The sequence below is a fragment of the Streptomyces sp. CA-249302 genome, assembly GCF_050936785.1.
Lineage (GTDB): Bacteria > Actinomycetota > Actinomycetes > Streptomycetales > Streptomycetaceae > Streptomyces.
This window is the reverse complement of the sequence record NZ_JBNJMG010000001.1, coordinates 3,607,231-3,630,471: the sequence shown is the minus strand read 5'-3', so window position 1 is coordinate 3,630,471 and position 23,241 is coordinate 3,607,231. Positions and strand designations below refer to the sequence as shown.

At 71.4% G+C, this 23,241-nt stretch carries 21 protein-coding genes and 1 pseudogene; 14 read left to right on the top strand and 8 right to left on the bottom strand.

Annotation, left to right across the window (positions count from 1 at the left end):
• From ACQEWB_RS16290 to ACQEWB_RS16270, 5 genes are all read left to right on the top strand, one after another.
• A complete protein-coding gene (locus tag ACQEWB_RS16290; RefSeq protein WP_432831499.1) occupies positions 1 to 699 on the top strand; it encodes a TerB family tellurite resistance protein in 699 nt (232 codons plus the stop codon).
• A 161-nt stretch (positions 700 to 860) separates the two neighbouring features.
• Entirely contained in the window at positions 861 to 2,942 is a 2,082-nt protein-coding gene (locus ACQEWB_RS16285) for an MMPL family transporter (RefSeq protein ID WP_432831497.1), read from the top strand.
• Positions 2,943 to 2,989: 47 nt separating this feature from the next.
• Positions 2,990 to 4,243: a sensor histidine kinase gene (locus ACQEWB_RS16280; protein WP_432831495.1), complete on the top strand. Its 1,254-nt coding sequence runs from the start codon at positions 2,990 to 2,992 to the stop codon at positions 4,241 to 4,243.
• Positions 4,240 to 4,908 (top strand): response regulator, encoded by a 669-nt coding sequence (locus ACQEWB_RS16275; protein ID WP_432831493.1) that lies wholly within the window; start codon positions 4,240 to 4,242, stop codon positions 4,906 to 4,908. Before ACQEWB_RS16280 ends, ACQEWB_RS16275 begins: the two co-directional genes overlap by 4 nt.
• Positions 4,905 to 6,089 carry a sialidase family protein gene (locus ACQEWB_RS16270; RefSeq protein WP_432831491.1) on the top strand — a complete coding sequence of 395 codons (1,185 nt, stop codon included), beginning with the start codon at positions 4,905 to 4,907 and terminating at the stop codon, positions 6,087 to 6,089. The genes ACQEWB_RS16275 and ACQEWB_RS16270 overlap by 4 nt, the downstream gene beginning before the upstream one ends.
• Here ACQEWB_RS16270 and ACQEWB_RS16265 read toward each other — a convergent pair.
• The 5 genes from ACQEWB_RS16265 to ACQEWB_RS16245 form a co-directional block, all read right to left on the bottom strand.
• Positions 6,086 to 7,012, bottom strand: coding sequence for a dihydrodipicolinate synthase family protein (locus ACQEWB_RS16265; RefSeq protein ID WP_432831489.1), 927 nt, complete (start codon positions 7,010 to 7,012; stop codon positions 6,086 to 6,088). The genes ACQEWB_RS16270 and ACQEWB_RS16265 overlap by 4 nt on opposite strands.
• Before the next feature lie 117 nt (positions 7,013 to 7,129).
• Complete coding sequence (locus ACQEWB_RS16260; RefSeq protein WP_432831487.1) at positions 7,130 to 8,131, bottom strand: oligopeptide/dipeptide ABC transporter ATP-binding protein; 1,002 nt, start codon at positions 8,129 to 8,131, stop codon at positions 7,130 to 7,132.
• Positions 8,128 to 10,098 (bottom strand): dipeptide/oligopeptide/nickel ABC transporter permease/ATP-binding protein, encoded by a 1,971-nt coding sequence (locus tag ACQEWB_RS16255; protein ID WP_432831485.1) that lies wholly within the window; start codon positions 10,096 to 10,098, stop codon positions 8,128 to 8,130. Before ACQEWB_RS16255 ends, ACQEWB_RS16260 begins: the two co-directional genes overlap by 4 nt.
• Positions 10,098 to 11,057, bottom strand: a complete 960-nt coding sequence (locus ACQEWB_RS16250; protein WP_432831483.1) for an ABC transporter permease — start codon at positions 11,055 to 11,057, stop codon at positions 10,098 to 10,100. The genes ACQEWB_RS16255 and ACQEWB_RS16250 overlap by 1 nt, the downstream gene beginning before the upstream one ends.
• A gap of 10 nt (positions 11,058 to 11,067) precedes the next feature.
• Positions 11,068 to 12,666, bottom strand: coding sequence for an ABC transporter substrate-binding protein (locus tag ACQEWB_RS16245; protein WP_432831481.1), 1,599 nt, complete (start codon positions 12,664 to 12,666; stop codon positions 11,068 to 11,070).
• Between the two features lie 198 nt (positions 12,667 to 12,864).
• On the opposite strand from ACQEWB_RS16245, the gene ACQEWB_RS16240 reads away from it, so the two are divergent.
• A complete protein-coding gene (locus ACQEWB_RS16240; RefSeq protein WP_432843847.1) occupies positions 12,865 to 13,584 on the top strand; it encodes a FadR/GntR family transcriptional regulator in 720 nt (239 codons plus the stop codon).
• 89 nt (positions 13,585 to 13,673) lie between these two features.
• Here the strand turns inward: ACQEWB_RS16240 and ACQEWB_RS16235 are convergent, their stop codons facing one another.
• The gene (locus tag ACQEWB_RS16235; RefSeq protein WP_432831479.1) at positions 13,674 to 14,099 is read right to left on the bottom strand and encodes an ester cyclase; all 426 of its coding nucleotides are present in this window, start codon (positions 14,097 to 14,099) and stop codon (positions 13,674 to 13,676) included.
• Positions 14,100 to 14,204: 105 nt separating this feature from the next.
• Here ACQEWB_RS16235 and ACQEWB_RS16230 point away from each other — a divergent pair, with 105 nt between their 5' ends.
• Entirely contained in the window at positions 14,205 to 14,858 is a 654-nt protein-coding gene (locus ACQEWB_RS16230) for a TetR/AcrR family transcriptional regulator (RefSeq protein WP_432831477.1), read from the top strand.
• Positions 14,859 to 14,893: 35 nt separating this feature from the next.
• Positions 14,894 to 15,334 carry a protein-tyrosine phosphatase family protein gene (locus ACQEWB_RS16225; protein WP_432831475.1) on the top strand — a complete coding sequence of 147 codons (441 nt, stop codon included), beginning with the start codon at positions 14,894 to 14,896 and terminating at the stop codon, positions 15,332 to 15,334.
• Here the strand turns inward: ACQEWB_RS16225 and ACQEWB_RS16220 are convergent.
• Positions 15,331 to 15,810: a GNAT family N-acetyltransferase gene (locus ACQEWB_RS16220; protein ID WP_432831473.1), complete on the bottom strand. Its 480-nt coding sequence runs from the start codon at positions 15,808 to 15,810 to the stop codon at positions 15,331 to 15,333. The genes ACQEWB_RS16225 and ACQEWB_RS16220 overlap by 4 nt on opposite strands.
• A 151-nt stretch (positions 15,811 to 15,961) precedes the next feature.
• Here ACQEWB_RS16220 and ACQEWB_RS16215 point away from each other — a divergent pair, with 151 nt between their 5' ends.
• The 6 genes from ACQEWB_RS16215 to ACQEWB_RS16190 all read left to right on the top strand — a co-directional run bounded on the left by ACQEWB_RS16215 (position 15,962) and on the right by ACQEWB_RS16190 (position 22,601).
• A complete protein-coding gene (locus ACQEWB_RS16215) occupies positions 15,962 to 16,771 on the top strand; it encodes an SCO2525 family SAM-dependent methyltransferase (RefSeq protein ID WP_432831471.1) in 810 nt (269 codons plus the stop codon).
• 67 nt (positions 16,772 to 16,838) lie between these two features.
• Positions 16,839 to 18,692 (top strand): SCO2524 family protein, encoded by a 1,854-nt coding sequence (locus ACQEWB_RS16210; protein ID WP_432831469.1) that lies wholly within the window; start codon positions 16,839 to 16,841, stop codon positions 18,690 to 18,692.
• A complete protein-coding gene (locus ACQEWB_RS16205) occupies positions 18,689 to 19,615 on the top strand; it encodes an SCO2523 family variant P-loop protein (RefSeq protein ID WP_432831467.1) in 927 nt (308 codons plus the stop codon). Before ACQEWB_RS16210 ends, ACQEWB_RS16205 begins: the two co-directional genes overlap by 4 nt.
• Complete coding sequence (locus ACQEWB_RS16200) at positions 19,612 to 20,571, top strand: SCO2522 family protein (RefSeq protein ID WP_432831465.1); 960 nt, start codon at positions 19,612 to 19,614, stop codon at positions 20,569 to 20,571. Before ACQEWB_RS16205 ends, ACQEWB_RS16200 begins: the two co-directional genes overlap by 4 nt.
• Position 20,572: 1 nt before the next feature.
• The gene (locus tag ACQEWB_RS16195; protein WP_432831463.1) at positions 20,573 to 21,523 is read left to right on the top strand and encodes an SCO2521 family protein; all 951 of its coding nucleotides are present in this window, start codon (positions 20,573 to 20,575) and stop codon (positions 21,521 to 21,523) included.
• A 13-nt stretch (positions 21,524 to 21,536) separates the two neighbouring features.
• A complete protein-coding gene (locus ACQEWB_RS16190; protein WP_432831461.1) occupies positions 21,537 to 22,601 on the top strand; it encodes a hypothetical protein in 1,065 nt (354 codons plus the stop codon).
• Positions 22,602 to 22,690: 89 nt separating this feature from the next.
• On the opposite strand, the pseudogene ACQEWB_RS16185 reads toward ACQEWB_RS16190, so the two are convergent.
• Positions 22,691 to 23,172, bottom strand: a pseudogene (locus tag ACQEWB_RS16185) (serine hydrolase); the annotation flags it as partial.
• Between the last annotated feature and the right edge of the window lie 69 nt (positions 23,173 to 23,241).

The window sequence follows — 23,241 nt, the reverse complement described above, 5'->3', positions numbered from 1 at the left end:
GTGCTGCCAGTACGGGGACGAAACGGCCGAGCGGCCAGGCCTGCGCGCCTTCTGGGCACCCGCACCGCGTGGACACCCGTCGGAGACGGCGAGTTCTTCTGCCCGGGATGCGGGGGCGACCGCAACTACCAGCGCCTGACCGGCCGTCGCCGCTTCACTCTGCTCGGCGTCCCGGTGCTGCCGCGCGGCGAGACCGGGCCGGTCGTCGAATGCGCCGCCTGCCGCCGCCACTTCGGCACCGACGCCCTCGACCACCCGACCACCACCCGCTTCTCGGCGATGCTCCGCGACGCCGTGCACACCGTCGCCCTGGCGGTCCTCGCGGCGGGCGGCACCTGTTCGCGCACGGCCCTGGAGGCCGCCGCGGCCACCGTGCGCTCGGCCGGCTTCGACGACTGCACGGAGGAGCAGCTGGCCGCCCTCGTCGAGGCGCTGGCCGCCGACGCGGGCCGCGTGTACGGCGAGTCCTGCGGCGCGGGTCTCGCCATCGAGCTGCACGAGGCCCTCGACCCGCTCGCCCCGCACCTCGCTCCCGTGGGCCGCGAGTCGATCCTGCTCCAGGGCGCCCGCATCGCCCTGGCGGACGGCCCGTACACCCCGGCCGAACGCGACGCGCTGGCGACGGTCGGCGCGGCCCTCACCATCTGCACGGACGACGTGAAACGGCTGCTGGAGGCGGCGCGTACACCGTCGTCGTGACCGAGCGGCCGTACACCTCCCCGGTACTCCCGCGGGAGTAGTCCGGCACGCAGGCCACCCCCGGCAGTAGCCCCCGACTCGCCCCCAAGCCCGACGATCCCGCCCCCTCCCGCCGGGAGTCTGGAACCGATCCAGACATCCGACCGGAGGGAGGCCCGTCCATGGGGGCCGCAAGGACATCCGTACGGCGGCGGCGAGCCGTGCCCTGGGCGGTGCTCGGGCTGTGGCTGGCCGCGCTCGTGCTCGCCGGGCCGCTGGCCGGGAAGTTCGCCGACATCCAGCAGAACCGCTCCGTCGACTACCTCCCCGACAGCGCCGACTCCACCCAAGTGGCCCGTATACAGGACCGGTTGCCCGGCGGTGAGGCCACCGACCTGGTCCTCGTCTACCACCGCGACGGCGGGCTCACGGCCGCGGACAGGAGCAAGGCCGCCGAGCAGGTCGCCGGCATCGGGACGGCGTACCGGCTCACCGGGAAGCCGCGCGCGGTTCCCTCCCGGGACGGCAGCACCCTCATGTACCCCGTCTCCAGCACGCAGCCCGGTCAGGACGACAAGGCCCGCGACGCCTTCGTCGACGGCGTGCGGGACATCGCGGACGGCGGCGCGGGGCTCAGTGTCGAGGTCGGCGGGCCCGGCGGCCTCCAGACCGACATGAGCAAGGTGTTCGGCTCCATCGACGGCACCCTGCTCTACGCCACCCTCGGCGTCGTCACCGCCCTGCTGATCCTGATCTACCGCAGCCCCTTCCTGTGGCTGGTCCCGCTCGCCACGGCCGGGGCCGCCGCGGGCATGGCGATGGCCGCCGGATACGGCCTCCACGAGGCCTTCGGCGTCACCGTCACCGGCCAGAGCGGCGGCGTGATGACGGTCCTCGTCCTCGGCGCGGGCACCGACTACGCGCTGCTCCTCATCTCCCGCTACCGCGAGGAGCTACGGCGCCACGAGCGCCCGTACGAGGCCATGCGCGCCGCGCTCAAGGGCTGCGGCCCGGCGATCCTCGCCTCCTCCGGGACCGTGGCGGCCGGACTGCTGTGCCTGCTGGCCGCCGACCTCAACAGCAGCCGCGGAATGGGCCCGGTCGGGATGGTGGGCGTACTGGCGGCGCTGGTCGCGATGACGACCCTGCTTCCGGCGCTCCTGGTGCTGCTCGGGCGACGGGTCTTCTGGCCGCTGATCCCGGCCTTCGGGAGCGAGCCGAAGGTGCGGCGGTCGCTCTTCGCCGCGATGGGTACGTCCGCCACGCGCCGGCCGGTCGTCGTGCTGGCCGGCGGGGCGGTGCTCCTGAGCGCGCTGGCGCTCGGCGCGCTCAACCTCCCCGGCGGACTCAAGCAGGAGGACTCCTTCACCCAGCGGCCCGAGTCGATCTCCGCGAGCCGGACCCTCGCCCGCGCCTACCCCGAACGCGGCAGCCAGCCCATCACCGTCATCGCCCCGGCGGCCAAGGCCGACGCCGTCCTCGCCAAGGCCCGCACGACCGCCGGTGTCGCGCAGGCGACCACCGGGCGCAGCGGCTCCGGCTGGACCGAGATCTCCGTGTACGCCACCGCCGCCCCGGAGTCGAAGGGGGAGACCCGCACCATCGAGGCCCTGCGCGCCGGGCTCGACGACACCTACGGCACCTATGTCGGCGGCCCCAGCGCCCAGCAGCTCGACCTGGCCGACAGCCAGGCCCGGGACCGCGAGGTCGTCGTGCCGCTGGTGCTCGCCGCCGTGTTCGTGATCCTCGTAGGACTGCTGCGCAGCCTGGTCGCGCCGCTGATGCTGCTGGTCGCCGTGGTCGCGGTGTGGGGCGCGGCGCTCGGGATCGGCGGGCTGGTCTTCGGCCCGGTGCTCGGCTTCGACGGCACGGACTCGGGCCTTGGGCTGCTGTCCTTCGTCTTCCTCGTCGCCCTCGGCGTCGACTACGGCATCTTCCTCATGCACCGCATGCGGGAGGAGTCCCTCGCCGGCGCCGAGCCGCGCGCCGCGGCGCTCACCGCCCTGCGCACCACGGGCGGGGTCATCGCCTCCGCCGGTGTCGTGCTGGCCGCCACCTTCGCCGTACTCACCACACTCCCGCTGGTGGGGCTGGTCCAGCTCGGCTTCGTGATCGCGGTCGGCGTGCTCCTCGACACCTTCCTCGTGCGGACCTACCTGGTCACGACCGCGAGTGTCCTGCTGGAGCGGCGTGTGTGGTGGCCGGGGCGGCTGTCCAGGGCGCCCGAACCGGTCGCCGACGAACGGCAGCCGGAACCCGTATGACCGGCCGGGCGCTCCGCCCTGCCGGAGGAGTGCCCGCCTGACGGAAGATGAACCCCGTGCAGCAGAAGACGACGACGCCGTGGTCCCGGCGCGGTGAGCGGATCATGGCGGTGATCAACCGTGATCCGCGCACCGCCCCGCACGGCACCCGCAACGACGCGATCCTCGCCGTGGTGCTGGCCGCGGCGGGCGTGTGCCTGGCGCTGACCACCGACCAGAGCCGCCGCCCGGACGCGCTCGGCTGGGCGCTGCTGCTCGCCGCGTACGTGCCGATCGTCTGGCGCCGCCGCCATCCGCTGCCGGTGATGGCCGTGATGGTGGTGCTGGTCGCCCCGTACCACCTTCTGGACAACAACCACGGCGCGGTCGTCCCCGCCAGCTGCGTCGCGCTGTACACGGTCGCCGTCACCGGCCGCCCGCTGCGGACCATCGCCACCGCCGTCGTCGTCCTCGGCATCATCGTGACCGCCATGACCGCGATCGACCCCCACCAGGCACTCTCGCTCCTGCGCGTCTCCGGCTGGGTGATCGCCACCCTCTTCTTCGGCGTCGACGTCCGCTACTACCGCCAGTACGTCGCCGCCATCGTCGAGCGCGCCGAGCGCGCCGAACGCACCCGGGAGGAGGAGGCCCGCCGCCGGGTCGCCGAGGAGCGCCTGCGCATCGCCCGCGACCTGCACGACCTGCTCGCCCACACCATCACCCTCATCGGCGTCCAGACCTCGGTCGCCGCCCATGTCCTGGCCGCCGACCCCGAGCGCCTCGACCGGGAGACGGTCGCCAAGTCGCTGGACGACATCGCGGAGACCTGCCGGGCCGCGCGCGGCGAGCTGCGCACCACCCTGGAGGTGCTCCGCGAGAACGACTCCGCCGACGGCCGCGGCCCCCTCCCCGGCCTCGACGGCCTGCCCGACCTCGCGGAGGCGGCCCGCCTCGCCGGCGCGCGCGTGGCGCAGTCGGTAAGCGTGCAGCAGGCCCCGCCCGCCGTCGGCGCCGCCGCCTACCGCATCGTCCAGGAGGCGCTGACCAACGCGGTACGGCACGCGGGCCCCGAACCCGCCGTACGGGTCGAGTTGTACGAGGAGCAGGGCGCCCTGCTCCTGTCCGTCACCGACGACGGCAACGGCCCGGCCCCCGGTGGCACCCCCGGTTTCGGGCTGGTCGGCATGCGGGAGAGGGCCCGCAGCGTGGGTGGCACACTCGACGCCGGGCCACGGGCGGCGGGCGGCTTCGAGGTGACCGCCGTACTGCCGCTGAACGCCACAGGGGAGCCGACCGCAATGGGGGAAGGGACAGGATGACCATCCGCGTACTGCTCGCCGACGACCAGACCCTGGTCCGGGCCGCGTTCGCCATGCTCGTCGAGTCCGCGCGGGACATGGCGGTCGTCGGACAGGCGGGCACCGGCCGGGAGGCGGTCGAGCTGACCCGCGGCGAGCGGCCCGACCTGGTGGTGATGGACATCCGGATGCCGGACCTCGACGGCATCGAGGCGACCCGGCTGATCGCCGCCGACGAGACCCTCTCCGGCGTCAAGGTGCTCGTCCTCACCACCTACGACACCGACGAGAACATCGTCGAGGCGCTGCGCGCGGGCGCCTCCGGATTCCTGGTCAAGGACACCCGTCCGGCCGAACTCCTCGACGCGATCCGCACGGTGGCGGCGGGCGAGTCGCTGCTCTCGCCGGGACCGACGGCGCGGCTGATCGAGCGGTTCCTGCGCACTCCGTCGGCGCCCACGGCGGGCGGGCCGGAGTGCCTCTCCGACCGCGAGCGCGAGGTGCTGACCCTGCTGGCGCGAGGGTTCAACAACGCGGAGATCGGCGGCGCGTTGGGGCTGAGTCCGCTGACCGCGAAGACCCACGTGAGCCGGATCATGGGGAAGCTGGGGGCGCGCGACCGGGCGCAGTTGGTCATCGTGGCCTACGAGTCGGGACTGGTGTCTCCGGGAACCATGGGAACGTGACCATCCTGAGCCGCACACTCCTCGTCACTCTCACCGCCCTCGCACCCCTCACCTGGACAGCGCACGCCACCGCCGACACCGGCTGCACGTCCTCCGTGCCGTACGTCTCGGGGGAGGGCGGCTACGACACCTACCGCATCCCGGCGACCGTCACCACCCGGCGCGGCACCGTCCTCGCCTTCGCCGAGGGGCGGCTGGGCAGCGCCGCCGACTCCGGCCACATCGACGTCGTCCTCCGGCGCTCCCGCGACGGCGGCTGCACCTGGGGCCCGATGGAGGTGGTCGCCGCCGGGAACGGGAACACCCGGGGCAACCCGGCGCCGGTCGTCGACCCGCGCACCGGCGCGATCGTGCTCGTCACCTCCTACAACAGCGGGGCCGTGACCGAGGGTCAGATCATGCGCGGCGAGGTCACCCCGGAGCAGAGCCGCCGGGTGTTCGTGCAGGAGAGCCGGAACGACGGGCTGAGCTTCTCGGCGCCGCGGGACATCACGGCCGAGGTGAAGCCGGCGAACTGGCGCTGGTACGCCACGGGACCGGGCCATGCGGTCGCGCTCACCCACGGCCCGCATGCCGGCCGCCTGGTCGTCCCCGCCAACCACTCCGTCGCCCCGCCGGCCGGCTCCACCGACACCGGCCAGGAGGCCAGGTACTACGGCGCCCACGCCATCTACAGCGACGACGGCGGCGGCACCTGGCACATCGGCTTCGTCGACGGCGCCCACGACGGGTACGCCAACCCCAACGAGTCGACGGCCGCCGAACTCCCCGACGGCCGCCTCTACTTCAGCTCCCGCGACCAGAGCGGCACCAGCGCCGGCAACCGCCTCGACGCCTACTCCAGCGACGGAGCCGAGTCCCTCGACCGCCCCTACGCCATCCAGCCCACCCTGAACGACGTCCCGGTGGTGGAGGGCAGCGTCCTCCGACTCCGTGCCCCGGACGCCCCGTTGCTCTTCTCCGGCCCGTCCGTGCCGACGGTCCGCCAGTCGATGGCGATCTGGAGCAGCGCGGACGAGGGGGCCACTTTCACCAAGGTCCTGACGCTTAGTCAGCAGCGGGCGGCCTACTCGGACTTGGTGCAGGTGGGGTGGAACACGGTCGGGATCCTGTACGAGACGGGGGCGTCGGGCCCGTACGACACGATCGAGTTCCGGCGCCTGAACGCGAACGCGTTCTAGAGAAGTCCCGCCGCCGCGAGGAACTTGCCGACCCGCTCCACCTCCTCCGGCGACAGCGGCACCTGGGGCTCCGCCGTCGCCGGACAGTCGATGACCCCGCGCAGATGCAGCGCCGCCTTGAACGCGCCCAGCGCCGACGAGCTGCCGCCCATCCGCGCCGGATTCCCCACGCCCACGAGCCCGAACAGCCCGCACAGCCGCTCCTGTTCGGCCCGCGCCCGCTCCCAGTCCCCGCCCCGGCACAGCCGGTCGAGGCGGACGTACCCGTGCGGGTCGACGTTGGCGAGACCGGGCACCGCCCCGTCCGCGCCGAGCGCGAGCGCGGAGTCCACGACCAGCTCCGACCCCGTCAGCACACTGAACCGGGACAGCCCACGGGCACCCGTGACGACCTCCCGGAACCCGGCCAGGTCCCCACTGGAGTCCTTGAGCCCGGCGAGCGTTCCGTCGGCCGCCAGCTCCAGCACCAGGTCGGCGGGGAGTTTCGTGTGCACGGCGACCGGGATGTCGTAGGCGATGACGGGGACCGGGGAGGCGGCGGCGATCAGCCGGAAGTGGCAGGCGATCTCGGCGGGGTGCGTGCGCGTGTAGAAGGGCGCGGTGACGACAACGGCGTCCGCGCCCGCCGCCGTCACGGACTCGACGTGGTCCAGGACCCGCGGGGTCGTCATGTCGATCGCCCCGGCGAGGACTGGCAGTTGTCCGCCCACATGTCCGACCACCGACTCGACGACCGCCCTGCGCTGACCGTCCCGCAGATAGGCCGCCTCCGACGAGGAGCCGAGCACGAACAGCGCGTGCACCCCGCCCGCCACCAGGTGGTCGACGAGCCTGAGCAGGGAGGGGACGTCCACCTCGCGGTCCGGTGTCAGGGGCGTGCAGACGGGTGGTACGACACCGGTGAGCCGGGCGGGGAAGGTCATCAAGTCTCCCTGTTGTGTGGTGTTATGCGCCAACTTTCTTGTATGGTCCCAGTGTCGCGGCGGGACACGCCGGAGGGGTGACATCACACGAGTGATCGAGCGCCCGTGAACCTCAGCTCATCCGGGCTGGAATCCGTCCTCTTCGGAGGCGGAGGATGTCAAAGGATGGTGGCAGCGGAAGCTGTGGCCGGGCGTCGACGCAGTCGCGAGGCCCGGCATCACCTCCGCACACAGGGCGTCCGCCTTCCAGCAGCGCGTACGGAACGGGCAGCCGCTCGGCGGCCGCGTCGCCGACGGGACAGGCCCCTTCAGCGCGATCGGCTCGATCGGGTTCAACAGACTCGGCGTGGCCGAGAAGAGGGCGCGGGTGTACGGGTGCCGGGCCCGGTCGGTGACATCGGCGGCCGGGCACTCCTCGACGATCCGGCCGAGGTACATGGTGATCACCCGGTCGCTCATCCGCCGTACCGTCTGGATGTCGTGCGAGACGAACACCAGGGCCAGGCCCAGGCGTTCCTTGAGGTCGAGCAGGAGATTGAGGATCTGCGCCCGCACCGACACGTCCAGCGCGCTGGTCGGCTCGTCGGCCACCACCAGGCCGGGGTCGAGCGCCAACGCCCGTGCGATGGCGACGCGTTGGCGCTGACCGCCGGAGAGCTGACCGGGCAGCGCGTCCGCGAGGGCTCGGGGGAGACCGACGAGCGCCATCAACTCCCTTACCCGGTCGCCCCGTTGCTCCTTGGTGCCGTGGCCGTGCACGTCGAGCGGGTCGCGCAGGATCTGCCGGACCGGCAGCCGGCGGTTCAGGGCGGTGGACGGGTCCTGGAAGATCATGCCGGTGCCGGCTCCGACGGTGGTCCGGCGTTCGGCGGGCGGCATCGACCACAGGTCGCGGCCCCGGAAGGAGACCGTGCCCGCGGTCGGGCGCTGGATGCCGATCAGCACCTTGGCCAGCGTCGACTTGCCGCAGCCGGACTCGCCGACCACGCCGACCGTCTCGCCGGGCGCGACGGCGAGGTCGGCGCCGGTCAGCGCGTACACCCGGTCCCGTGTGAACAGGCCGCCGCTGCGCGCCTTGTGCACCACATGGGTGCCGGTCAGCTCGACGATCGCGTTCACTGGACGGCCTCCGAGGTCACGAGCTCGACCGCCGGGTGGTGACAGGCCGCGGTGTGGGTGGGCGTGCCGAGGAGGTCGGGAGGGGTGGTCCGGCAGAGCTCGGTGGCGAGCGGACACCGGTCGGCGAAACGGCAGCCGGCCGGGAAGTCCGCGGGGGAGGGCACGACACCCTTGATCTGGGTCATCCGCTCCTCGGCCGACTCCAGCGAGAGCACGCTGCCGAGCAGCCCGCGCGTGTAGTGATGGGCCGGTGCCTCCACCAGGTCGGCGGTCACGCCTGTCTCCACGATCTGCCCGCCGTACATCACCACCACCCGGTCCGTGACGTCCGCGACCAGCGCGAGGTCGTGCGAGACCAGGATCAGCGCGAACCCCAGCTCCTCGCGCAGCCGCAGCAGCAGCTCCATCACCTGCGCCTGCACGGTCACGTCCAGCGCGGTGGTCGGCTCGTCGGCGACGATCAGCTTCGGGTCCCGGGACAGCGCCATGGCGATCAGCACGCGCTGCCGCTGCCCGCCGGAGAGCTCGTGCGGATAGCTGCGCAGGGTCCGGTCGGGGTCGAGGCCGACCAGGGCGAGCAGTTCGGCGGGGGTACGGAGCCCACCGCGCCGTACGACCTGCTTGAGCTGGGCGCGGATGGTCATCGCCGGGTTCAGGGAGGAGAGGGCGTCCTGATAGACCATCGCCATCTCGTGCCCGAGGAGGCGACGCCGGACGCGCATGGGCTCGGCGAGCAGGTCCCGCTGGTTGAAACGGACTTGGCCACGGACTCGGGCGCCGCGGGGTTGCAGCCCCATGATTGTCAGCGCGGTCAGGGACTTCCCGCATCCCGACTCCCCGACCAGGCCGAGGACTTCACCGGCCTGCACCTCGAAGCTGATGCCGTCCACGATGTCGACACCGCCGTGGCGGTCCTCGAAGCCGATGGCGAGGTTCTCGACGGCGAGTAGCGGCAGCTGTCCCTCGGGGAGGACGCGGGCCCGGGCACGGAGTCGTCGGGCCGCGGCCGTGAGGCCGGGCAGCCGGAGCACCTCGCCGCTCCCTGCCTCCGCTGCCTCCAAGTGGTCGTCCTCGCGCCGGACTTCGACCTCCCGGGCCGCCGGTGCGGCCCACGCGTCCGACACCCCCTCGGACAGGATGTTCAGCGCCAGGACCGTCACCAGGATCAGCAGCCCCGGGAACACGGTCGCCCACCAACCTCCGGTGAACACCATGTTCTTGCCGTCCGAGATGACGCTGCCCCAGGACGGATCCGGCGGCCGCACCCCCGCCCCGATGAAGGACAGCGAGGCCTCGAAGACGATCGCCTCGGCGACCTGGACCGTGCAGAAGACCAGGATGGGGGCAAGGCAGTTGACGGCCACGTGCCGTACGACGATGTGCGGGGTCCGCGCCCCGATCACCCGTTCCGCCGTCACGTAGTCCTCGCCGTACTGGTCGAGGACGTTCGCCCGTACGACCCGTGCCACCGGCGGCGTGAACAGGAACGCGATCGCGCAGATCAGGACCGTGATCCCGCCCCCGAACACGGCCACAAGCACCGCCGCCAGGGCGATGCCCGGGAACGCCATCACCACGTCCAGACAGCGCATCAGCGTCTCGTCGACGCCCTTGCGGGAGGTCGCCGCGACCGCGCCGATGACCGCCCCCACCACCAGCGCGAGCGCCGTCGCGCCGAGGCCGATCGCGAGCGACCAGCGGGCCCCGTACATCAGCCGGCTCAGGATGTCCCGGCCGAGACTGTCCTGGCCCATCCAGTGCTCGGCGGACGGATGCCCCGTGCCGTCGACCGGCGCCTGCTGGTCGAGCGGGTCGTCCGGCGCGAGCAGCGGGGCGAGGACGGCCACCAGGACCACGACCGCCAGGAAGCAGACGGCGAACTTCGACAGCGGCGGCAGCCGGCGCCGGCCGCGCAGCCGGATGCCGGGCCGCGAGAGGGACTCGGCGAGGCTCTTGCGCGTGAACATCAGGACGCTTCCCTCAGTCGCGGGTTGACCAGCAGATACAGGACGTCGATGACGAGGTTGACGACGACGAAGCCGGTCGCGGTCGTCAGGACGACGCCCTGCACCACCGCCGGGTCGCCGTTCTTCACGGCGTCGATCATCAGCTTGCCCATGCCGGGGAGGGAGAAGATCGTCTCGATGACGACCGCGCCGCCGAGCAGGTAGCCGACGCGCAGGCCGAGGACCGTGAGGGGGTTCATCAGCGCGTTGCGCAGCACGTTGCGGCCCACCACCACCCGCGGTGGCAGCCCGCTGCCGATCGCCGTACGGACGTAGTCCTTGTCGAGCTCCTCGACCACCGACGTCCGTACGATCCGGGTCAGTTGGGCCGCGACCGGCAGGGAGAGCGCGAGGGCGGGCAGGGCCATCGTCTTCAGCCAGCCGGTGAGGGAGTCGGCCGGGTTGATGTAGCCGCCGGTCGGGAACCAGCCGAGGTCGACCGCCAGGTACTGGATCATCAGCAGCGCCAGCCAGAAGCCGGGCGCGGCGACGCCCGTGAGGGAGACGACGCGGATGATCTGGTCGGGGAGGCGGTCGCGGTGGATGGCCGCCGTGACGCCGCCCACGAGGGACAGGACGACCGCGATCGCCAGGCCCAGGAAGGTGAGTTGGAGGGTGAGCGGCAGCGCGGTGGCGACCTGGTCGAGGACCGGGGCGCGGGTCAGGGCACTGGTGCCCATGTTCCCCTGGAGCAGGTCGCCCACGAAGTGGACGTAACGGACCGGCAGCGGGTCCAGAAGGCCGTTCCGCTCGCGGAAGTCGTGCAGTTGCCGCGGGGTGGGGTTGGCGCCCTGGAAGAACGCGGACGCCGGGTCGACGTCCGAGAACCGCATCACCAGGAACACGAACAGCACGATGCCGAGCATCAGCGGCACCAGCAGGACGACGCGGCGGAGCAGGATCCGGACGACGGCGATCACGGGCGCGCCCCTAGACCCATTTGGCCTGGAGGAGATTGATGCCCGGGTACGGCTGTGCCCTTATGCCGGTGAGCCGGCGCGGATCCCAGGCGGTCATCAGCTCGTTGTGGACGACCGGGTAGAGCACGGCCTGTTCGGCGACGACGTCGATGTAGTCCTGGACCATCGCCTTCTTCCTGTCCGCGTCGGGCTCCTGGGTGGCCCGGTCCATGTCCTTGAAGAGCGCTTTGGCGACCGGGTTGTCGGCCCAACGGGTGTAGCCCATCCAGAGGTTGGTGGGGCCGTAGTTGTAGTGCATGATCAGGTCGGCGTCGAGGCCGAACTGGTTGGGGTTCGAGGCGGCGGCGACCACCTGGTAGTCCTGTTTCTGGTCCAGCTTGGTGAAGACGGCGGTCGTCTCCTGCGGGGAGAGGGTCGTCCTCACGCCGATCGCGTCCCAGGACGACTTGATGGTCGGCAGACAGTCGACGATCCAACTCACGTTCACCGCAAGGATGTCGATCCTCAGGTTCTTCACCCCGGCGGCCTTCAGCAGCGCCCTCGCCTTGTCGGGGTCGTAGTCGTAGACCGTCTTCGCGCGCCGGTAGCCGGGGTTCCCCTCGTTGAGGAACGAGGACGACGGCTTCCCGTGCCCCTTGAGCGCGACCTCGACCATTTTCCCGGTGTCGATGGCGTAGTGCAGCGCCTGCCGCACCCTGACGTCGTCGAAGGGCTTGTGCCTGGTGTTGAACATCAGGAACAGGTTGTTCATCCCGGCGCCGCCCGCGACCGACAGCCCACCGCTCCTGAGCTGCGCGATGTTGGCGTACGGGATGTTGTCGGAGATCTGCGCGCCCGCGCTGGACCCCGAGATCCGGGCGACGCGCGGGGCCGCGTCCACGATCGTCAGCCAGTTCATCTTCGCGAAGGCCGCCTTGCGCGGGCCGTTGTAGTCCGCGAAGGCGGCGAAGGTGGTGTTCGACTTCGGGTGGTGCGCGGTCTGCCGGTACGGCCCCGAGCCGACCGCGAGACCCGCGACGGCCTTGTCCCAGGCGCCGGGCGCGGAGAAGACGTGCTTCGGCATGATCTTGGCGAGGGTGAGCCGCGAAACCCCTTCCGGGAAGGGGAACTTGAGGACCAGCTCGACGGTCGACGCGTCGACCTTCCGGACCTCCTTCAGCCAGCTCGCGAAGAAGCCCTTGGCGAGGGTCTGGGTCTTCGGGTCGAGGATCCGGTCGAAGACGAACACGACGTCGTCGGCGGTGACGGGCTTCCCGTCGTGGAACCTGGCGCCGGCCCGCAGTGTGAACCTCCACGTCGTGGCGTTCAGGTCCTTCGGCACCTCGGTCGCCAGCGCGGCGTACGGCTGCCGGGAGATCGGGTCGGTGTCGAGGAGCCCCTCGTAGACGTGGTTGTTGGCAGCCATGCAGAACGCGGACGCGGTCTGGGTGGGATCCCAGCTGCCGTCGTTGCCGTAGCCGATCACCGCGGTCAGCGTGCGGCCCTTGCCGCCGCCGCTGCCGGTGTCGTTCGTGGACTGGGGCCCGGCGGAGCAGGCCGACAGCGACGCGGAGACGGCGGCGGCCGCGCTCAGGGCGCCGGTGTGCTTCAGGAAGGTCCGGCGGTGCACGGTTCCTCCAACGGTGAGGAGATACGACGTCCTACGTCCTGTCGTCAGGCGCGACCATAGGAGGGGTGCGGGGGGTGGTCAAGGCAGCGCACACGAATGGCGTAGCCGCCAGAGGTCGCACCAATGGCGCTTTCGAATGGCGGGAGTTGGCCCACGTCAGCGCCGGACATGGGACGTGGGATGTCCGGTGCGCGTACGATGCGGCCCATGCCCGCGGAGCCGAGGAACACGGAGACCCGGAACAGCCGGATCCGGCGCGAGGTCATGCAGATCATCCTCGACCGACGGCTCGCCCCGGGCGCCGCGCTGCCCACGGAGACCGAGCTGATGGAGGAGCTCGGCGTCAGCCGCAACTCGGTGCGCGAGGCCCTCAAGGCGCTCCAGGCCCTCGACATCGTGGAGATCAGACACGGTTACGGCACCTATGTCGGCCAGGCCTCGCTCACCCCGCTGGCCGACGGGCTGACCTTCCGCACGCTTGCCCGGCACGAGGACGACACGGGGGCGCTGGCCGAGATCCTTCAGGTCCGGGAGGTGTTGGAGGAGGGGCTGCTGAGGCGGGTGGCGGTGCTGCTCACGGACGCGGAGCTGGATCGGCTGGAGGGGGTGGTCGATCGTATGGAGGCGGCGGGGCGGGCGGGGCGGCCGTTTCCCGAACTCGACCGGGAATTCCATGAGTTGCTCTACGCGCCGCTGGGCAATGCGCTGGTGCCGCAACTGCTGGGTGCGTTCTGGGCGGTGTTCCGACGGGTTGCGGGGGTGCGGGGGCGGTGTGACGGGCCGGCTGCTGATGTCACGGTGGGGCGGCATCGGGACATCGTGACGGCGCTGCGCGCCCGGGACGTCGAGGGCGCGCAGCGGGCGATGGCTGTGCATTTCCGGGGGATCGAGGCACGTGCCTCAGGTGGGGTGGGGTAGCGGTTCGGTGGCGGCTGCGGGCCGGTGGGGGCCGGTCGCGCCCACACGACGGAGCCGCAGATTGATACAGCCCCGCGCCCCTTTACCCTTTACGGCGTTGCAGTCAGCTGGGTTGCGATGGAGGCTCCGTCCAGCCAGACGTTCTCCCTCGAGATCCTGCCGTTCTTGAACTCGAAGACGTGCAGCATCCTGAACGTGATCCTGCGGTCGTTGCCCGGGATGCCCATGAAGTCGCCCGTCACCACCGCGGTGATCAGGTCCTCGACCGTCGCCGCGTCGTCGGAGTAGTACGTGTGCGTGCGCTCCGACCTCTCGACGCGCAGATCCTTGACCAGCTGCTCGTAGCGCTCCAGCGCGGCCGGGATGCCGCGGATCGGGTCGCCCGGGAAGCCGACCACGTCGTGCTCGACGTCCTCGGTGTAGGAGGCGACCGCCTCCCCGGGGTCGCCGTGCTCCTCGGCCAGCATGTGGGACCCGATCAGGACTTCCATTTCGGCGGGTGTGATGGTGCCCATGGGGCACCCCCTCTCGCTCGTGCCGCACCCCGCAGGGCACGGCCCCCGTTTGTGAGACAGTGCTACCGTAATGAGAAGAGTCTCTCACGACAAGGGGAATTTCTCATGAGCGAAGGGCGTGCCGGAAGCACTACCGGCGCGCGGGGGGCGGACGCCGGGCCGGTCGGTGACGGCCGGCGCAACCAGAAGCTGCGCACCCGGCGCGCACTGGTCGAGGCCGCGGTCTCCCTGGTCCGCGAGGGCAGACCGGTCACGATCGCCGACGCCGCCCAGGTGGCCCAGGTGTCGGTGGCCACCGCCTACCGCTACTTCTCCAACCCGCAGGAACTGCTCCGCGAGACCAAGACCGTCGCCCGCGGCTTCGAGGCGGTCGCCGACCTCCCCGACGACCCGGCCGAGCGGCTGGACCTCGTGGTCTCGCGCATCGCGGACATGCAGCTCGGCGACGAGGCGGTGTGGCGGGCGGTGCTGATCGCCTCGCTGTCCCGCTGGACCGAGCCGTCCGAGGGCGACGACACCCCCATCCGCAACCGCCGCCGCCTCGACGTCACCCGCACCGCCCTCGAACCCCTCGCGGCGGACCTCCCACCCGACCTCCACCGCCGCCTGACCAACGCGGTCAACCTGGTCTACGGCGTGGAAGCCCTGGTGACCACCCGCGACGTCTGCGAACTCGACCCCGAGGAGGCCAAGGACGTGATGCGATGGGCTGCGGGGGCGCTGCTGGAGAAGGCGCTGCGGGAAGCGGGCCGGGAGTGAATCCCCTTGGCTGTTGCGGTGGTTGAGGAGGTCCGGTGGCGGGCGAGCAGTGGGACGAGCGCGGCGCCGGTGTGCTCCGGCTCCCGTCCGGACGTCTGATCCGCGGCCGCGGCCTGCGCCACCCTCTCGATCCGACGGCACCCACCCCCTCGTACGCCCTCTATCTCCTCGGCAGGCAACCCCCGCCCGTCCCCTGGCAGTTCACCTGGATCCGCTGGCCCGACTTCCGGCTCCCCACCGACCGGCCGGCCGCCCGCGCCGCGCTGACCGAGGCCTGGGAGCGGGCTCCGGGTGAGCGCGTCGAGGTCGCCTGCGGTGGCGGGCGCGGGCGGACCGGGACGGCGCTGGCCTGTCTCGCGGTGCTGGACGGCGTACCGCCGGACGAGGCGGTGGAGTTCGTACGGCGCCACTACCACCCGAGGGCCGTGGAGACGCCGTGGCAGCGGGCGTATGTGCGGCGGTTCGGCCGGTCCTAGAGGCGCAGGCGCATCACCAGGCGGTCCGCGCCCGGGCCGAAGTAGTCCTGGCGGGTGGTCTGTTCGGCGGTGAAGCCGAGGGTCTCGTAGAGGAGGATCGCGGCCGTGTTCGTCGGGACGACGGTCAGGAGCACCTCCGCCACCCCGATCCCGCGCAGCCGCCGCAGCGCCTCGTCCATCAGCCGCCGGCCGTACCCCTGTCCGCGCTCGTCCCGGGTGATGCCCAGCCCCAGGATCCAGCTGCGGCTCTTGTCGGGCGCGGTGCCGACCAGTACGTATCCCTTGAGTTCGGTGCCGTCGTCCAGGACGAGCAGGTGGTCCGGGTACACGTCGTACATCTGACGCAGTACGAAGTAGGGGTACGGCTCCTCCGGGAAGGTCTCCCGGTCGAGGAGGGCCAGCGCGTCGAGGTCCGCCTCCGTGACGCCTCTCAGCCGAAGTTGCCGTGCGGTGCGACGCGCGGGCAGAGCACCCATGCCACCTCCCGGGGGTCCCGCTCAGGATGACGGCGCGTCTTACGTGCAACAAGCACGCTTTCGGCTATGTCATTTTATCGACCCGGTTACTCGATCGCACATAGTAAAGTGGTAGCTTTCTTGGCGGTCACGCCGGGGTGTATGGTCGAGCATGACCTCCCGAGCTCCGGTCGACACGTGCGTCCTCAATAGCGACGCACCGTGGGACGAATTCGACCCCAGCGCATACCTCGCCCAGAATTACCGCGATCTTCTCGATGTGGATGCGGAGATCCTCTCGCTGATGAGGGATCACTTCAGCAGGCATTTCGCCGACCAGGCGGAACGGCCGATTCTGGGTATTGACATCGGGGCGGGGGCCAATCTCTATCCGGCGCTTGCGATGCTGCCGTGGTGCGAGGAGATCACCCTCTTCGAGCGGGCGCCGAAGAACGTCGGCTATCTCCAGGAGCAGTGCGACGGCCTCGACCCGGACTGGGACGCCTTCTGGAAGGTGCTGTGCGAGAGCAAGCCCTACGCCGACATCGACGGGGAACGGACGGAAAGATTTCACCAAACGGTCCGCGTCGAGGAGGGGAATCTGTTCGAGCTCGGCCGCCGCGGACTGTTCGGTGGGCCCGCCACCCGCGGCAAGTGGCAGATGGGGACCATGTTCTTCGTGGCCGAATCCATCTCCACCTCGCACAAAGAGTTCCGACAGGCGGTCCGGTGCTTCATGCGCAGCCTGGCGCCCGGCGCTCCTTTCGCCGCCGCGTTCATGGAGGGCTCCCGTGGGTATGACGTCGGCAACCGGCATTTTCCGGCGTGCGATGTCGACGAGGCACAGGTGAAGCAAAGCCTCCGGAAGTTCGCCGGGGAAATCGAGACAAAACGCCTGGGTGAGGTGAGCCATATGGTGCGTCCAGGGCATACCGGAATCATCCTGGCCTACGGAAAGAGGAATCAGGGCCGCCGGTCCTGAATTTCCCGTTCCGGAATCTGGTCTCGGGGCCGGGGCAGCGGTCACGACCTGTGTGAGGGGCATGGGGATGGAGATCAAGCCGAGGGCTCATCTGCTTCAGATCTGGGAAGCGATCGCCCGACACTCCTTCGACGACGGACGCTGGGTCTGGGGGGACTGGGGAGGGCACAGCAGCGTCGCCGACGCCGAGCGGCTGCTGTGCCTCATGTACCCGGCCACCGAGATCCCCGAGTTCCGGCTCGACGAGCCGGACACCACCCAGAAGGACGTCCAGCGCACGCTCAGACAGGTCGGCGGACGCACCGAGATCCCGACGGCCCTCGTCGCCGCGCTCACCGAGTTCATGCACCGGCACACCGCGGCCGACGGCAGCCCCAGCTTCGCCGGCGGCTACTACTTCGGCACCGAGGACCCGGACACCGAAGTCACCCAGGAGCAACGGGACTTGGGGGTGGTCGACTCCTTCTCCATGTCCGTCACGCTGTGCCTGGCCACCCTCGGCTTCCTCGACAAGTACAAGGACACCACCGTCCGTTCCGAGGTACGGCAGGCCGTCGACGAACTCAAACAGGCCACCAGCGAGCGGCTCACCGCCGCCATGGTGGGCCTGCTGCGCTCCTTCACCGTCAACGTCTTCGACGCCGACGACAGCACCCAGGGCCGGCGCCTCGCCCGCACCCTCGGCCAGCGCCGGCTGTCCGAACGGGCCGTGCTCCAGCAGTTCCAGGAGACCTTCGCGGGCCTGCGCGCCACCATCGCCGACCGCATCACGCTCGGCATCGACGTCGCGGACGGACTGGGCGACCCGAGCATGATGTTCGAGTGCGGCTGGGCCTGGGGCGTGGCGAGCGACGCGCCGCCGGTCCTCGGCGGCGGGCAGCCCATCGGCATCCAGTCCGACGGCGTCGCCGACCCCGTGCCCCACCTCTACTTCACCGTCGTCGCCCTGGACGGCATCCAGGACCTGTCCTCCGACCGCACCCTCGCCCTCGGTCTGCTCAACGAGGAACAGCAGACCCTTGCAGAGGCGCTGCGGCTGCGCTGGACCGTCACCCGCGAGTACTGGTCGGGCATCGCGCGCTTCGGCGCCGACCGCTGGCCGCTGGAGGACATCCCCTGGCGGGTCACCAACCAGAAACTCGAATCCGAGTACTTCTCGCTCTCCGTGGCCTCCCTCGTCGTCCACGACCTGGTGCGCAGCCGGGCCGGCGACGAGGAACTCGCCCGCACCGCCGAGGTGTTGTGGCGCCTCGCCGAACGCGGCCGCATCAACAGCCCCGTCACCCGCAACGACTCCGCGCTGGAACTGCACAGCCCCGGCGTGATCCTGCCCCTGGAAGGCAGCGAGAAGCTCGGACCCCTCCTCCAGTGGACCGTCACCGACTTCTCCGCGCACCTCCTCAAGCGCACCGTCCAGCTGGCCGCGTTCTCCCGCAACGTCGGCACCCAGAACCGGCTCCTGGAGCTGGCCGAGGCCACCTTCGAGCACCTGTGGCAGCGGCGCATCGAGGACGGCGACGGGGCCGACCTCTGGGACGACGTCCAGGCGGTCTTCCCGGTCGCGCCCAAGCGCGAGGAGCCGCTGTCCTGGAGCATGACCGAGCGCCTCACCGAGTGCATGGTCGCCGCGTACAACTTCTACGCGCGTGAGCCGGTGCGCAGCCCCCAACTCGGCACCTACGCCACCTCGTTGCTCAGCGAGGCCACCCACCGCTTCGGCAAGGAACAGATGCAGTCCGTCGTCGCCACCGACAGCGACCTGGCCAAGTCCCTGCGGATGATCGAGATCCGGCTGCGGCGCGCCCGCGAACTCGTCCGCAGGCAGCCCGGCACCGCGAGCGCACTGGCCATGTCCGTGCTCGTGGAGCTCGACACCCTCGCCCAGGCCCGGGGCGCCGCCGCCGGGGAGGTGCGCCGGTGATCGTCTTCGCCGCCTCCGACAAGGGAGGCACCGGCCGCTCCGTGACCAGCGCCAACCTCGCCTACCAGCGGGCGCTGGCCGGGGACGACGTGGCCTACGTCGACTTCGACTTCGGCTCGCCCACCGCGCCCGCCGTCTTCGACGTGCCCGACATGCAGCGCGGCATCGCGATCGAGGACGGCGGCGGCCTGCACTCGTATCTGGAGGGAACGGCCGCCGAGGCGGCCCGCGTCGACATCTGGCGGCGCACCGAGCACACCGTGCTGCGCCGGACGCCGATCGGGGCGGGCCGGCTCGTGCTGCTGCCCGGGGACGTCAGCGGCGGCGAGTTCGTCACCGACGGGGACTCCGTGGACCGCTGCGTGGACCTCCTGCTGCGCCTCGACCGCGAGTTCGACCTGATCCTGGTCGACCTCAGCGCCGGCCGCAGCTACGCGATGGACATGGTCCTGGAGGCCACCGCCCGCCGAGAGTTGCGGAACGTCGTCTCGCGCTGGGTGGTCTTCCACCGCTGGACCCGGCAGCACGTCATCGCCGCGGCCGGGCTGGTCTTCGAGGCCCGCGGCCTGCTCGACGGCGGCGCGGAACGCGGCCACGACAAGGACGCGCTCAGGTCCGTGATCCGCTTCGTGCGCGCCGCCGTACCCGACCCCGACTCCTCGCTGTGGTCGCACCTGTCGCCCGCTCAGTCCGCCTGGATGCAGATGTACGACGAACGACTGCGCCGGCTCGCGGCCGAACTCGGCGTGGGGGACAGCGTGTTGCTGGGCACCGTACCGCTGGAGCCGATCCTCCAGTGGCGTGAGCAGCTGATCACCGAGGAGGAGGTCGTGGCCACCCGGATCGCCAACAAGGAGACCCTGGAAGCGCTGGAGGAGATCGCCCGCCGCCTCACCGACGACATCCACTGGGGGCAGCCGTGACGGACGTCTTCCGGGAGACCGCGGCGCAGCCCCGCACCGAGTCGGTGCCGCTCGCCCATCTCTCCCTGGAACTCGGCCACTTGTACATGGAGGACCTGGAGGGCGGCCCGGACCGGCTGCGCGAGCACTTCGCCCGGGTACGGCCCTGGGCGGACGCGGCGCGCGCCGACATCGTGGCCCGGACCGAGGGCGGGCGGCCCCGGATCAGCACCTGCTTCCTCATCGACGACTACTTCAGCCGCTTCTCCACGCCCGCCGACCTCGTGCCGCTCGTCCTGGAGACGGCCGCGGAGGCCGGGCTCGTCATCGACTACCTGGCCCGCGAGTCGGCCTGTGCCGTCGCCGACAAGGTCCCGCTCGCGCAGGCCGTGGCGGGCCGCCTGGTCGAGTCGCCGCCGCCCGGCAGCTACGGCGCCCGGCCGCCCGTCAGCGAGTCCGGCTGGCTCGCCAACGGCCAGCGCACCCCCGCCGCGCGCTCGCAGGCCATGAGCAGGGGGGCACCCTGGCGGCCGCCGAGCGAGACCGCCGCCCGCCGGCACTCGATCTTCGTGGACGTCGAGCTGTGGGACGAGGACAAGGACGGCGACCGCACCTGGTCCTGCCCCTTCCTCGCCACCGTCTGGCAGCTCGCCCGCCTGGGTCTGCTGCGCAACGAGGGCGAGGCCGTGCTGACCCCGCGCGAGGCGAGCCCCGGTGAACTCCCGCGCGAATGGGACGAGTTACCCCCGCTGGTCCGGCTCAACCCGGCCGCGGCCCCGTTCAGCGCCTACCGCACCTGCTCCGTGCTGCCCGCCCGCTTCCTGCCCGTGGAGCACGCGGTGCGGGTGATCCTCGACCAGACCGACGTCGACAGCGGAGCGGTCGGCCAGATCACCGAACGCACCGGCAGGGAGCGGCATCCGACGCCCGACTCCGTCGTCGAGCGCGTCTCCTACGTCTTCTACCCGGACCTCTGACATGACGGCCCCGCCGGACACCGCACCCGCGGTCCTGGCCTGCGGAGAGGTGCGCACCTGCGTCCTGCCGTCCGGCCGGCCCCTCGACGCCCGCGCCGCCGCCCAGCTGCTGCGGCTGCGCGCCGACGAACGCGTCCTCGTCTCCGTGCGCCCCAACCTCTACGCGCTCTCCCCGCAGACCCTCACCGGCGTCGACTGCCGTCTGCCCACCGCCAACGGCGCGAAGGTCCGCGTGGTCGGCACGGTGGCCGCCCGCGCGGCACTCACCGAGGGCCGGATCCTGCAGACCAGCGCCTACTTCCGGACCCCGGCCCAGGGCCCCGACCGGCGCCGCCCCTGGGGTCATTACCTGATACGGCCCGGAGTCGTCGAACCCCTGGGCAGGCTCCCCGAGTCGGCCGCGCAGGGCCTCCTGAGCGGCGGCCGGCCCGGCGAACTCGACCTCGGCCTGATCGCCGACGGCGTGCTCACCTCCCTGGTCCGGCACCCGCTGCTCGACCAGCGGGCGCCCCTGAAGTCCCGCCCCACCCGCCTGCGCTGGGCGGCGCTGCCCACCGAGACCGGCCAGGGGCCCGCCATCGAGGAGTTCACCCTCGCCGAGGACGACCTGCGCACCGTACGACTGCGGGTTCCGGCCGGCACCGAACCGGCCGCGATCACCGCGCTCTGCGAGGACTTCGCGCTCCACGACTGGCTGCTCACCACGGTCGCCCGGCTGCTCGCGGGCGGACTCGGCCCGGTCGAGGGCCCCGACGCGCTCAAGGCCCTGCGGCCCGCCGCGGAGCACCTGATGCACCTGTGGATGCCCCGGGCACGCGGCGACCGCACACTCCGCGCCCTGTGGGACGTACTGGAACAGGACCCCGGATTCACCCGCCAGTGGGACAACCTCGTCCAGCGGGTCCGGGACCGACTGGCTCTGCTCAACGCCCTTCCGAAGCAGTCGACATGACGGGGGAGAAGACATGAACGGAGCACCGACGACCACTGCCACCACGACGACGACCACCGGACAGTCGCCGCCCGCCGCGCCGGGGCCGCGCCGCCCCGAACCCAGGGGGCTGCGGGTACCGCCGGTGCTGATGAAGATCCTGGTGACCTCCCTGGTCTTCGTCATCGCCCTGCTGGTCACCAACGCCCTCGACCAGAAACAGGGCGCCGGGGACGTGTGGAACCTGACCGCCTCCGTCGTCATCGGCGGCGCCGCGCTGATCGTGCAGTACCTGGTCGACTTCGAGAAACGGCTGGAGGAGATCGAGACCGGCCAGTCCGACCTGATCCGGGACGTGAAGGACAACCTGGTCAACCACCATGTCGCGCTCACCGAACTGGTCGACGACCGGTTCCGGCAGATCAACGCGGCGACCGAGCTGTTCAGCAACGTGGACCGCTCGGTGCTGCGCTCGGACGCCGTGATCAAGCTGGCCCGCCGGGCCACGGAGTGCGGCCAGCTGAACAACGAGACCGTGAAGACCTTCGCCAGCCTGGAGATAGAGCGGCTCGCGGGACTCCTGGAGAACCTCAGCAGCCGCAGCGCCGACTGCCTCGGCGAGAACCAGGACTGGCTGATCGGCCTCACCCAGTGCATCTCGCACAGCCTGGACGCGACCAGCACCTCCGTCGACCGGGACTTCTGGGACAGCGAGCCCGCCGCCCGCTATCTGGAGGCGCAGACCGACGCGGTGTCCAAGGGCGTGACGATACGGCGGCTGTTCCTCGTCGACATCCCCGAGGAGATCGACGACGAGGTACGGGCCCTGTGCAGCAACCAGCGAGCCCTGAACATCGACGCCCGCCTGGTCGCCCTCTCCGAACTCCCGCCCTGGGCACGGCACGGCACGAAGTCCGACTTCATCGTCTTCGACCGGGAGCTGTCCTACGAGATCGACCAGGACACCAACGACGTCAACGCCAAGACCACCCTCAACGCCCGCTCCGCCCACGTGGAACACCGCATGAGGCAGTTCACCCGCCTGTGGGACGCCACGCTGGGCCTGCCGGACGAGGGCATTCCACAACCCGCGCACTGACCGGCTACGGGCCCAGCACCTCGGCTAGCAGGGCCGCCGCCCGGCCATGCGACGGCCACGTCGTTGGTGGTGCCGTAGGAGCCGGAGCCCGTCTTGTCGCCGACCGTCCACGTCCCGGGCACGCCGGCGCGGATGCGCCCGCCACCGGTCGTGTTGCCCAGCAGCCAGCGGGTGAGGAACTCGCCGTCCGGGCGGTTCAGGGCGTCGCCCACGACCAGGCGGCCGTAGGTCCGGCCGATCGCGCGGGGGCTCGTGGTGTCCGTGACGCGGCCCGGTTCGGCCGTGTTGAGCTCCGGCTCCCAGCGGTCCGGACGGGTCACCGGATCGCCGCGTCACAGAGCTCGGCGACGGTCATGCCGTTCGCCAGGCGCTCCTCCGTCCCCGTGACGGGGGCGCCGTCCACCAGGTCGTCGCGGGTGCAGCGGACACGGCGGGCGAGCACCTCGCCGTGCCGGTCCAGGTCGCGCAGGACAGCCGCGGCGGCGAGGGTCTTGAAGGTCGAGCACATGGGGAAGCGTTCGTCGGCGCGATGCGCGACGGAGCGGCCGGTGCGGACGTTGTGCGCGAACACGCCCAGGCGGGCGCCGTGCTGCCGCCGACGATCTCTTCAGTGACCGACGCCGTGACTCACTCCTTCGTT